This window comes from Pantoea sp. Ap-870 (assembly GCF_011752515.1).
GTDB lineage: Bacteria > Pseudomonadota > Gammaproteobacteria > Enterobacterales > Enterobacteriaceae > Pantoea > Pantoea dispersa.
This window is the reverse complement of sequence record NZ_VWXG01000002.1, coordinates 243,353-255,254: the sequence shown is the minus strand read 5'-3', so window position 1 is coordinate 255,254 and position 11,902 is coordinate 243,353. Positions and strand designations below refer to the sequence as shown.

The window sequence follows — 11,902 nt, the reverse complement described above, 5'->3', positions numbered from 1 at the left end:
AGAAGGGCAACAACGTCAGGCGTTGCGCGGCAACAAAATCTGTACCTGCAAGCCTCCCGTTGCCGGCAGCGTGGCATTAATCGTGCCGCCGTGCGCCTGGCAAATCGCCCGCGCAATCGACAGGCCCAGCCCGCTGCCGCCCGAGTGGCGGGCGCGTGACGCCTCACCGCGCGCAAAGCGCTCAAACATCAACGCCAGAAACGCCGCAGGAACGCCCGGGCCGCTGTCCTGCACGATGATTTCGTAATGATCAACGGTGTTGCGCGTGCGCAGCTGCAGCTGGCTGCCGCTTCCGGCATAGCGCAGGGCGTTTTCCAGCAGGATGGTGAAAACCTGCCCGAGACGGAACGGATCGACCGGCAGCAATGTCTCTTCAGCCAGCGCTACCCCGGTGCTGATGCGCGCTTCATCCAGCTGCGGTTTGATCCACTGCAGGCGCTCGCGCAGGATATCGGCCGGGTTACATCGGACTTTCTCCAACGTGAGCTGGCCGGCATCCGCCAGTGACAGCAGATGCAGCTCATCGATCAGCCGGTGCAGACAACTGAGCTGCGCCATGATCAGGGCGAGCTGACGTGAGTCAGCGCTGAATACGCCATCAAGCAGCGCCTGCAGACGCACCATGGCGGCGTTGAGCGGCGACCGCAGCTCATGCGCCATGGCGACATGCGACGTACGCAGCTCTTTGTCGTAACGCGCCAGCTGGCGCGTCATCGCGTTGAAGTTGTGCGCGAACTGCGCCAGTTCGGCGGGCGCTGCCGGCGTTAACGCCGCCTGCGCACCGAAATCGCCTGCGGTCACCTGGTCTGCCGCTCGTCTGAGCTGGCTGAACTGTGCAGAAAGCGGGCGCGCGTGACGCAGCCCGAAATAGGCAATAAACGGAATGGTCACCAGCACCAGGATGCCGACGGTGATCCAGTCCGAGGAAGCAATGGACGGGTCGGAGTAGCGTATGCCCCACCAGCTATCGATGATCTGGTGAAAGCGCGCGGGATCGCGTTCCGGATGCGCACGCAGGGCGAGAAATTCATGCAGAACCGCCGGCGGCATATGGTGCGTGATCCACAGGTACTGCACCGTGAAGCGCAGCCACATGCACAAAGCAATCAGTACCACGGTACCGATAGCCAGCGTCAGAATGCGCAGACAAAGCCAGCGCCAGAGCGTTTGTGGGGATTTTTCTGTCATGGCTGGCGGAACCGGTAGCCTACGCCGCGCACGTTGAGCAGCACGCCCGCCATACCGGCCGCTTCCAGCTTTTTGCGCAGGTTATATACGTGGGTATCAATCACCCGCTCCAGCGCGTCGCTGTCCGGCATACACTGCTCCAGCAAAAACGGGCGGCTCAGCGCGCGCACCGGTGCGCGCATCAGCGTGACCAGCAGCGTGAATTCGGTTGGCGTGGTATCAACGCAAAGCACGTTACCCGAGGCCTGCGTGACGGTAACCGTCATCGCGCCGCTGTTCACCTCCAGCCCCTGCCAGCGCAGGATCTCTTCCTGCGGCGTTTTTACCGCGCTGCGCCGCAGCACTGCCTGCACGCGTGCCACTACTTCGCCGGGATGATAAGGCTTGACCACATAATCATCCGCGCCGTAGCGCAGGGCACCGATGCGATCGGGCGTATCGCCCATGGCCGTGACCATAATCACCGGCACCTCGCTGCTGCGCCGGAGTTTTGCCAGCACCTCGGTGCCGTTCAGGCCGGGCAGCATCACATCAAGCAAAATCAGATCGGGCTGCCAGCGCAGGGCCAGCTCAAGTCCGCTCAGGCCATCCGCGGCAACACGCACCGCATAATTTTCCCGTAGCAGATACGCCTCCAGCACCTCAGCCGCGTCAGCGTCGTCCTCAATAATCAGGATATTTTTGGTCTGCATAACTCACCTTGACAGTTTCTTCATAAATCCCTGGCTGTTTGTTGACACAGCCCCGGGATACTTCGGCTTCGCGCTGCGGCTGCCCGGGCAAGGGGCGGTAAACGGACCGATAAAGAGGTGACACGATGATAACCAGAAAAACGCTGATGTACATTACCCATCTGCTACTCATGATTTCCGCTGCCGCCAGGGCGGATGGTGACGCACAGACCAGCCTGACGCTCGGCGCGGGGGCGCAATTCGCGCCACGCTACAGCGGATCGAATAAAACACGGGTGCAGCCGGTACCGATTTTCCAGGCCAGAGATGGCGCATTTTTTGCTGATGCCCAGAAAGGCATCGGGTACGACCTGCAGAGCGACAGCGGGTTTTATCTGGAACACACGCTGGGTTACGGCCTCGGCCGAAGCGATAAAGATTCAACGTGGCGGGACAGCGCCAGCCGGCTGCAAGGCATGGGAAACATCAGTGCGACGGTGAACACTGCACTGGCGCTGGGCTGGCAGCCCACGCCGTGGCTGAGTGCAGAGGGCAAAGCGGTGCTGCCGCTCAGCGATGATCAGGGCGTGAACTATCAGGCATCCGTTACGCTGGTGCCTCTTCAGCGCGACAGCGATACCGTTGCACTGCAGACGGCGGCGCTGTTTGGCGATGCGCGTTATATGAATACCTGGTATGGCGTGAGCGATGTCCAGAGCAGCCGCAGCCGGTTTTCACGCTACGATGCCGGCGGCGGCTTCTATGGTGTTGCGACTACGCTCACCTGGAGCCACCAGTTTGATGCTCACTGGGGCACGCTGGTCAGCGCCGGTTACAGCTGGCTGGGCGATCGCGCTGCGGACAGCCCGATCGTGTCCCGGCGCGATCAGGTCACCGGCACGGTCGGCTTTAGCTACACCTTCTGAGAAACGTTTTCGGTGGCTGCACAACGCCCGGCCGGCGCGCTGTGCAGCACGACAACCATTACGCGGACATGCCGCCATCAATCACCAGTTCGCTGCCGGTGACATAGACACTTTCGTCCGATGCGAGGAACAGGGCAGCCGCCGCAACTTCGTCAGGATGGCCAAGGCGTTTGGCCGGTATCTGCGCGCTGAATGTCTGTCGTACCTCGTCGCTGACCTGGTCAAACATCGGCGTGTCCGTCGGGCCGGGACTGAGCGTATTGACGCGAATGCCGCGCGGTGCCAGTTCGCTGCTCCAGGTGCGGGCATAGGCGCGCACCGCGGCTTTGCTGGCCGAGTAAGCGCCATAGCCGGGATTGGCCATGCTGCCCGCAATCGATCCCACCAGCACGATGGCACCGCCTTCCATCATGTGCTTCACCGCATGCTGTACGGTGAATACCATGGCACGCACGTTGAGGCCGAACGTGCGGTCAAAGTGCTCTGCGCTGGTCTCTTCGAGGCTGGCGGGTTCAGCCACGCCAGAGGAGTTCACCAGAATATCGAGACGTCCGGCGCGGGCCTGCACGGTGTCAAACAGACGGGCAACATCGTCTGCGCTGGTGAGGTCGCCTGCTATCGCCTCAATGCGGCCGCCAGTCAGCGTGACGGCTTCGGCCAGCAGCGCTTCGCGTCGCCCGGTGATGAAAACGTGGGCACCTTCCTGCACAAAACGGCGCGCGATGGCGAGGCCGATACCACTGCCGCCGCCGGTCACCAGCGCGACTTTTCCTTCGAGTTTCATGATGGCTGCTCCAGAATGAGAGGGGTGGACGGCTGATGATACATTTCGTATATTTAGTGTCAATTACGCACCTTATCTACATTAGATATACATAAGGAAACCCCATGCCGACTGATATCGCGGCGCTGCTGGCAGAGATCAACAGCACCCGTCCAATCCTGGAACAGGTCGCCAATAAGTGGTCGGTATTAATTCTGACCGTGCTGTGCACTGAACCCGCGCGCTTTAACGCGATCAAGCGCCGTCTTGATCCGATTACCCACAAGGCACTGACGGAGGCGTTGCGCCGGCTGGAGCGTAACGGCCTGATCAGCCGCCGCGTAATCGCCTCGTCCCCGGTGGCGGTGGAATATGCCATTACGCCGCTGGGCCAGACGTTGCAGGATCCGTTTGTTGCGCTGGTGAAGTGGGCCAGAGAGCAGGGCGACGCGATTGAAAAGGCACAGGTTGTCTATGATCAACGTCGTGCCAGCGAAGAATAAAGCGTGGCGGCCGCCGGCTATTCAGGCGGTCTGTTAATCGCATGCTCAACATGGTTTGCCGTTATTCTCCTCGCCGCTAAATTAGTCCACATAAAAATGAACTTATTAAATTCTACTCGCCTGAATTTGATTACGTCATTTCCGTAAATTTCACGCTGCGTTATTATTTGCGTGCGGGAAAAAACGGTTAAAAATTTTGAATGGGTAAAGCAAATGATTTCAATAACACCTCAGCAGGTTTGCGCTACAGTATTAGCACTTGATTATTTGAGGATGTTTCCATGAAATTTTTGAAAAAAACGGCGCTGATTTCTCTGGTGGCATTATATGTTCCCCTGTCACATGCCGCAGCGACGGAATATAACCTTGACCCGCAACATACTTCCGTGGTGATCGCATGGAATCACTTTGGTTTCTCTCATCCGACTGCTGATATTTCTGATGTTTCCGGTCAGCTGGCTTTTGATAAAGAAAACCCGGAAAAGTCACAGGTTAATGTGACCCTGCCGTTAAAAACGATTGACACGCATGTGCCAGCGCTGACCAAAGAGTTTTTGGGTAATGAGTATTTTGACGTTAAAAAATATCCTCAGGCCACCTTCCACAGCACCCATGTGGAAAGTAAAGGCGATAATAAATATGATGTGCAGGGTAATTTAACCATCAAAGGGATCACTAAGCCGGTTGTGCTGCATGCCACGCTGAACAAGCAGGATATGCATCCTATGGTTAAAAAGCAGGCGATCGGTTTTGATGCCACCGGCGTCATCAAACGCTCGGATTTTAAAATCGATAAATATGTTCCGGCCGTGGGCGACGAAGTGACGATTACGCTCTCTACCGAGGCGTACGCCAAATAAGGCATTGCGCGCTTAATCGCGCGCTTTTTCTCTGCATCAACCTGCTGCGCTATGCGCGTGGTCAGCGCGAGCTGGCGCAACAGGTTGTCTGTACTTCTTCCCCGGGCGCAGCATCACTGCCTGTCAGCGCATTTCTCGTCAGCACCCTCTGACGCTTTGCCTTATCACCTGCCTGAAATTTCAGACCTTTAGCAATAAAGCCGAAAAAAACCACCAATTCATAACCTTGCGATGATCGCCAGCAGAACACCCGATGACCTGAAGGGTTTTTACCCTGCTAACAGCGGCCAGTGAACTATATTTTTACCCACTGAAGTGCGAAATCATGGGTTTAGCAGATAACCGGCACGATAACGGTTACTGATTTTGGTGACTTATCTGACAACCACGGTTGTTAGCTGAACAGAAGGGAATATCATGCCATTACTTCTAGGTGAGTTATCTGGTGCGCCGACATGGGTACCTGCTGTATTGCTCGTCACACTCTCGCTACTGCTGGGTTTTCTGGCCCGCTTTATTCTTCTCAGGTTTATTCGCTACTGGCAAAGCCGCGATCGCAAGCTGTTTAAATCGCTGGAAAAGCATCTGCGGGGATCGTTATTTTTATTCATTCCATTACTGCTGATTAATATGGGGATGAATTATGTGCATCTTGATCCTGGCTCACTGAGCTTTATCGCCACCACGCTTAATATCTTTATCATCTTATCGTTTTGTTCCATTTTGATTCGCCTGATTAACGTAGCGCAGGATATGTTATTTATTCGCTATGATATCAACCTGTCGAACAACCTGCGCGCGCGTAAAATTCGTACGCAATTAATCTATGTTAAAAAAGTAGCTATCGTCATCCTGGTACTGTTTTGCCTGAGTTTAATTCTGCTCAACTTCCCTGGTGTACGTAAATTCGGCACCACCATCCTCGCGGGTGCCGGTGTCGCCGGTATCATTATTGGTTTCGCTTTGCAAAAGTCGCTGGTGAATCTGTTTGCCGGCATTCAGATTGCTTTCACCCAACCGATAAAAATTGACGATGCGGTGGTGGTCGAAAAGGAGTGGGGCTGGATTGAGGAAATCAATCTGACTTATGTTGTGGTGCGCATCTGGGATTTACGCCGTCTGGTGCTGCCCATCACCTATTTTACCGAGAACGCATTTCAGAACTGGACGCGAAATAATGCGCAAATATTGGGGTCTGTGTTTCTGTATGTTGATTACTCGATGCCGCTGGCGCCGCTGCGTGAGCATTTTGAAAAAATCCTCAATGAGACGCGGCTCTGGGATCGCGAAACTCAGGTACTGCAGGTGACCGATACCACGGAAAAAACCATGACCATCCGTTTACTGATGACCGCGCAGAACTCACCCACGGCATGGGATCTGCGCTGCTATGTACGCGAGAAAATGATTGAATTCATTCAGCAGAATTACCCGCAGAGTCTGCCGCAGGTAAGAGCCACCCTGACCGACGCCGACAAAACATAGTTAAGGCTGGCGATGGGGCATTGCGCGGTAACTGATCAGGATGCCATTGCTATCCGGCGTCATTATCAGGGCCCTTGTCGGGGCCCTGAACAGGGCGTTTTCTCCGTCCGTTTTTACTGACTCTTTTCCTTATCCGCCTCCGCTGCCTTCGGCAGATCTTTACGCAGTTTTGCCACCTGATCCGCGCTTACCGCAGGTGCCTGATTGCCCCAGCCGTTACGAATGAATGTCACCAGATCCGCCACTTATTCTTACATTCACAATGACCTGACGTATCATCATCAGGTCATATCATGGCTCAAAAATATTATGCAACAATCAACTCTTCGCTTTCTTTTAACGCTGTGTTGCGTTCATTTTCGATGGCTAAAGACTCTCTGTACTCTTTAGCTTCTGCAGAAATTGTCCAATGCACATCAATGCTCATTTCCTGAATCGTGGATTTGATTTCTTTAATACCTACATTAAAGAACTCTTTGCGGGAGTTAACTTTGTTTACCTGTTTATCGTTAAACACCTTGTGAAGGTGATTTTCAAGCGAAGGAGCATCATCACTGTAGATCATTGCATGTACATCGAATGAAAACGGGACGCTGGCATCGCCAAGTTCACGAACCCGGTCGAGCGGTTCGAGCCTGCGTGTCATCCCAATTTTATACACGTTTTCTCCAAACGAGCCGATATTACTGATCACATACACATGACCTGAACGTGTTTGCTGTGCCATCGAAATGGCTCGTTGGTTTTTGGCTTCAGCTTCTTCGTATTTAATTTGTAGCTCAGCCAGTCTTTGTTCGAGGGCTATACGTTGTTCTTCGCCTGCGAGCATCAGTTCTTTAGTCGCTTTATCAATCGCCTGCTGAATTGTTTTTTCTTCTTTTTCAGCTTCTTTTATCGCTTTTTCATACTCGCGACGCGCCTTTTCTTCTTCACGCAACTGTTCTTTGATTCGTCTTTGTTCTTCTCTTTCTTCGAGCATAATTTCATTTACAGCTACTCCCCATTTAAGCTCGTTGAGTCGGGCCTGCAAGCAGATATCAGTGATCCTGGCTGACCTAAAGGCTGAACCGTTAAAATTAACAAGCTCAAAGGCATCTTTTATTTCCTGGGATAATTTGCCGTAATTGTTGTGTTTAATTTTTGAGAGGGTACTGTCGACTTTTCCATTGAAAGCATCCAGTACAAATTTGATGGCGGTGTTTCTTCTGTTTGGTTCGACGTAATCACAGCTTGCCGCTTTGTTCGTTTTGATAAGAGACTTAGTTAACTCTCTGGCTTTTTGCAGTTCTTTTCCTGCATCCGTAAATTCATAATTCTCTGCCAGTTCGTCCAAAACGCTTCGGTTTGGCACTATCCATTCATCGCCGTACCCTTCAATTTTATTTTTCATTGACCTGGCGACAGCCTGATAGGTCTCTGCAAACTCTTTCGCTTCATATGCGGAGCCAGCTATTTCCATTGCACGTATCTCTGCATCCGCGATTATTTTCATCGCATTATCATTTGCGTTGGAGATCAGCTCATCCGCTTTACTATTCGCGTTATCGAGTCGTTCTTTGGCTTTCAGGCGTGCATCACGCGCATCCTGGGTGATAGCGACAGCTTCGCTATTGGCGTTGCTTATTGTTAATGCAGCCTGATCGTGAGCTTCGCTTACCGCTCTTGCCGCTTGTTTTTGCGCGTCATCCAGCTTTTCTCTGGCAATAGCGTCAGCGGTTTTAATCTTTTTTTTCGCATCTAATACTGCATCGTGTAATTCCTGATACTGCCACAAAGGAGTGGCTTTTCCTTCAAGTTCTGCGTGGTCACGTACAGCCTGAGCTAATTTTTTCTGCGTTTCACCTAATTCTTCGCCAAGCGTATTTTTGCCGGAGATTAAAAGAGCTATTTCCTCTCGGTATTTTTTGCTTTTTTTGAAAAGTACGACAGATAAAACCGGAGCCAGAAGTGCTAATAAGAGTACTACTACTAAAAATAATTCCATTTCAAAGTCCTTTTACTCTATCAATTTGTAACAGCTGTGCTTCCTAACTATGTTATCACTTCTATATCTGAAAAAGCACATTCAAAAATATCATTTACAGTGGAAAGTTTGAACCTGCCTCTGGGCGCCCGGGTGATAAGTCTCATGAAATTGTAATGAAGAAATACCTATAGCATGGTCGAATTGTTATGAATTGATTGCTTTGGTTAACACCGTGTCCGTGCATGACCCTCTGTTAGCTGAACGTACAAGGACGACCGCAAAGGTATTGCTGGAAGCAGGGGAATCAAGCCGTTTGAAACCTGCGGCGTAAGAGGTTTGGCAGCAGCGCGATGGTGCATTTTTCGGAAAAAAATGCCCGCAGAGCGGGCATAACAAAAAACTACAGGAAAAATTCTCGTCGCAACGCTTGAGCTGTGTGTTGCGTCACTATAGTAGCAACGAAAATTCTCTCCTGCTGACAATGTTCGATGAGTTAATTTTGTTGCCGGGATTCACAGCGCACGCTTCTGTCGCCATTTCTCCCGTTCGCGATGAGCTATCTCCGCTGTCCATGTTAACCCGCCCAGCGCGACTGGCGGATAATCCGGCAAAAATTCATCGGGCGAAATGCCGGTTGCTTATCAGCGATGACATCAGCTTTCACGTTGCCGAAAGTCGTCGCCGGTTTGTGTTGAATGCCTTCATAAAATGCCTGGATAATTTCTTCTTTAAACTGTGCCGGACGGGGATGCTGCTGCACCACGGCTTCACGTTGCTCATCGCTGAAGTGGTCATAGTCAATACCCAGCACATCCATCTCAACGCCGGCCGTCACCAGGGCGATTTCCCCGGCCATAAATTGCGGAATGCCGGGCGTCGTGTGCAGGGCAATCGCCGTCCACACTTTATCAATATCCGCCTGGGCAACCCCGTGATGTTGCAGAAAATCGCGCGCCGCATTGGCGCCATCGACTTCAAAGCGCTTATCGCAGCTGCAATGCTGTTGCGTCAGGCCCACATCATGAAACATGCAGCCAACGTAAAGCAGCTCGGCATCCACTTTGACGCCCAGTCGCTGACCTGCCAAAGCGCCCCAGTAAAAAACGCGGCTGGAGTGATGAAATAACAGATCCGATTCGATGTCACGTACCAGCGCGGTAGCATCGCGCGCCATTTTGCTGTCTGGAATACGAATGCCGTTAATCGTAAAACTCATGGTGATGTCTCCGCTTAGTGAAGTTGCGTTCAGCATAAAGCCGCGCGACAATGTCATGAATCTCTGTTTAACGATGATTCCAGACATTGCGATTTAAGCGGACAGCCAGACAATGACTCACCATCACATTACCCTTTTGGCCGTTCCCGGCGCCCAGTTGCTGGATATTTCCGGGCCGCTGGATGTGTTTGCCGAGGCAAATCGGCTGCTACATCGTCAGGTGTATCAGCTCAGCGTGATGTCGCTGCAGCACACCAGCATCCGCTGCTCGTCTGGTGTCCGGCTGGAAGCCGACGTTGCGCTAACTGCGGCGACACTGCATCGCGCCGATACCTTTCTGGTTGCCGGAGCACCTGACGCCAGCCAGATGCAGCTTTCCGCCAGTGAGCGCCAGCAGATTATCGCGCTCTGTCAGCGCAGCCAGCGTTACGGCTCGGTGTGTACGGGGGCGCTGCTGCTGGCGCAAACGGGTTTGCTGAACGGCAGGAAAGTCACTACTCACTGGGCGTGTGCGGAACGGCTGGCATTACTGCTACCCGATGCGCAGGTCGAAGCCGATGCGCTGTATGTGGCGGATGGTGCATTACGCACTGCGGCGGGCGTGACGTCCGGATTGGATCTGGCGCTGCGGCTGGTGGAAGAGGATCTCGGGCGCGAGCTGGCGCAGGAGGTGGCCGCCAGCCTGGTGATGTTCTTCCAGCGCCCGGTGACACAGGGACATTTCGTGCGTAAACAGCAGGTGTCACTGGCCGGACGCAGCGCCTTTCAGGAGATGCAGCGCTGGGCAATCGCGCATCTGGCACAGATTCGCGGTCTGGAAGACCTGGCGGCGCACATGCACCTCAGTACGCGGCATTTAGCGCGTCTGTTTCAGCAGGAGATGCAGATCCAGCCTGGCGCATGGCTGGAGCAGGCACGCATCAGCCACGCGCGGGCTTTGCTGGATGCCGGTGAGCTGCCGCTCAAAGCGATCCCGGCGGCCTGCGGTTATCACAGTGCCGATGTGATGCGCCGCGCGTTTGTCAAAGTGACCGGCATGACGCCGTCGCTGTATCGCAAAATGTTCCCGCCGCCGCGCTGAGTCTGCACCACTGTCTGTATTCTCGTCCGGCTGCGCCATCCAGCCGGTTATTCCAGCGTGTTGCTTTCCAGCTTATGCGTTGCAGTCCCGCGCGTTGACCACCAGCAGAGCAGCGAACCGAGACAAACCATCGCCGTGCCTTGCCAGAAGGAGAAGGTCAGGCTGGAATTAAGGATAAAAGCGGCTATCAGCGACGAAATGATAGGGATAAAGTAGGAGGCTGCGGCTAACAGCGTGACATTGCCGTGCAAAATGCCGACGTTCCACGCCGCATAGCCGAGCCCCATCGCCATCGCTGCCAGCGCCAGGCTGATGCACGCCTGCAGCGAAAACACCACGGGCGGCTGCGGTGATAGCAGCGATTTCAGCCACAGCGTCAGCGCAGTTAAGATGAAAAACAGCGTGATGCCGTTACTGCCTTTCGCGCTATTTTTTGTCACCACACAATAAACCGCCCAAATCATCGCACCGCCAAATGCCAGACCATAACTGAGCGGATTATCCATCACATTGTCGATCATTTCGCCCAATGAAAATCCCCGATCGCCGCTCAGTACCCGACAAATACCGGCGACGGCAAGCAGGAGGCCGGGAATAATCAACGGGCTGGTCTTTTGCCGGTTAACCATCACCGTTAAAACGATGGTCATCGCCGGCCACAGGTAATTAACCATGCCGACTTCAATCGCCTGATGGCCGCTATGAGTAAAACCCAGCGACAGCGACAGGCAGAGCTCATAGCAGACAAACAGCAGGCTGCCGATCAGCAAATAGCGGCGGGGAAACTGGCGCAGGTCAGGAAAACCCACGGTGAGCAGCAACAGCAGGGCGCTGGCGCTGTAAATCAGCGCGGCACCGGTTACCGGACCAAAACTTTCACTGACGCTTTTTATTAATCCTACAATCGTGCTCCACAGCAGAATGGCCAGCAGACCAGTCAGGGTAGCTTTACTCTGTGGCATTACCCGTTACCTCAATGTGTGAAAAATCGCGGCGTGCTCGCCAGTGTGGCGGCTGGCGGGGACGCAGACAAGATGAATCTGCAGGTTGCCAATGTGACTGGCCGGAAAACGAACCCGTCTGCAGACAAAAAGTTAAAAAAATATCCTGATTAAAATCAGTGCAATAGAGTAGTGATGTAAATCTTCGCTAAAAAATATCTTGCTATTAAATAGCGCGCTATATAAATTCAGTCTCAGTTCAGAACACGACCATCGAGTCATTATCATTTAAATAGTGTGCG

General features: G+C 53.4%; 11 protein-coding genes. 5 read left to right on the top strand and 6 right to left on the bottom strand.

Annotation, left to right across the window (positions count from 1 at the left end; genetic code table 11):
- Positions 1–15: 15 nt before the first annotated feature.
- Together F3J41_RS07240 and F3J41_RS07235 are read right to left on the bottom strand one after the other, a co-directional pair.
- On the bottom strand, positions 16–1,188 hold the full coding sequence (locus F3J41_RS07240; RefSeq protein WP_058775958.1) for a cell wall metabolism sensor histidine kinase WalK: 1,173 nt from the start codon (positions 1,186–1,188) through the stop codon (positions 16–18).
- Positions 1,185–1,880, bottom strand: a complete 696-nt coding sequence (locus F3J41_RS07235) for a response regulator transcription factor (protein ID WP_021509002.1) — start codon at positions 1,878–1,880, stop codon at positions 1,185–1,187. Before F3J41_RS07235 ends, F3J41_RS07240 begins: the two co-directional genes overlap by 4 nt.
- Positions 1,881–2,005: 125 nt before the next feature.
- Between F3J41_RS07235 and F3J41_RS07230 the strand changes: the two genes are divergently transcribed.
- Positions 2,006–2,785 carry a MipA/OmpV family protein gene (locus tag F3J41_RS07230; RefSeq protein ID WP_166710455.1) on the top strand — a complete coding sequence of 260 codons (780 nt, stop codon included), beginning with the start codon at positions 2,006–2,008 and terminating at the stop codon, positions 2,783–2,785.
- Between the two features lie 58 nt (positions 2,786–2,843).
- On the opposite strand, the gene F3J41_RS07225 is transcribed toward F3J41_RS07230, so the two are convergent.
- Entirely contained in the window at positions 2,844–3,572 is a 729-nt protein-coding gene (locus tag F3J41_RS07225) for a 3-oxoacyl-ACP reductase family protein (protein WP_166710808.1), read from the bottom strand.
- Positions 3,573–3,673: 101 nt separating this feature from the next.
- On the opposite strand from F3J41_RS07225, the gene F3J41_RS07220 reads away from it, so the two are divergent.
- The 3 genes from F3J41_RS07220 (at position 3,674) to F3J41_RS07210 (ending at position 6,396) form a co-directional block, all read left to right on the top strand.
- Positions 3,674–4,051, top strand: a complete 378-nt coding sequence (locus tag F3J41_RS07220; RefSeq protein ID WP_021509005.1) for a helix-turn-helix domain-containing protein — start codon at positions 3,674–3,676, stop codon at positions 4,049–4,051.
- 281 nt (positions 4,052–4,332) lie between these two features.
- Complete coding sequence (locus F3J41_RS07215; RefSeq protein ID WP_166710453.1) at positions 4,333–4,911, top strand: YceI family protein; 579 nt, start codon at positions 4,333–4,335, stop codon at positions 4,909–4,911.
- 417 nt (positions 4,912–5,328) lie between these two features.
- Positions 5,329–6,396, top strand: a complete 1,068-nt coding sequence (locus F3J41_RS07210) for a mechanosensitive ion channel family protein (RefSeq protein WP_058775956.1) — start codon at positions 5,329–5,331, stop codon at positions 6,394–6,396.
- A gap of 307 nt (positions 6,397–6,703) precedes the next feature.
- On the opposite strand, the gene F3J41_RS07200 is transcribed toward F3J41_RS07210, so the two are convergent.
- The gene (locus F3J41_RS07200; RefSeq protein WP_166710451.1) at positions 6,704–8,380 is read right to left on the bottom strand and encodes a DUF4041 domain-containing protein; all 1,677 of its coding nucleotides are present in this window, start codon (positions 8,378–8,380) and stop codon (positions 6,704–6,706) included.
- A 556-nt stretch (positions 8,381–8,936) separates the two neighbouring features.
- The gene (locus F3J41_RS07195) at positions 8,937–9,578 is read right to left on the bottom strand and encodes an HD domain-containing protein (protein WP_104093358.1); all 642 of its coding nucleotides are present in this window, start codon (positions 9,576–9,578) and stop codon (positions 8,937–8,939) included.
- Between the two features lie 112 nt (positions 9,579–9,690).
- On the opposite strand from F3J41_RS07195, the gene F3J41_RS07190 reads away from it, so the two are divergent.
- Positions 9,691–10,659, top strand: a complete 969-nt coding sequence (locus F3J41_RS07190; RefSeq protein ID WP_166710449.1) for a GlxA family transcriptional regulator — start codon at positions 9,691–9,693, stop codon at positions 10,657–10,659.
- Between the two features lie 47 nt (positions 10,660–10,706).
- Here F3J41_RS07190 and yddG read toward each other — a convergent pair whose 3' ends face one another.
- On the bottom strand, positions 10,707–11,621 hold the full coding sequence (gene yddG, locus F3J41_RS07185) for an aromatic amino acid DMT transporter YddG (protein WP_058775950.1): 915 nt from the start codon (positions 11,619–11,621) through the stop codon (positions 10,707–10,709).
- Between the last annotated feature and the right edge of the window lie 281 nt (positions 11,622–11,902).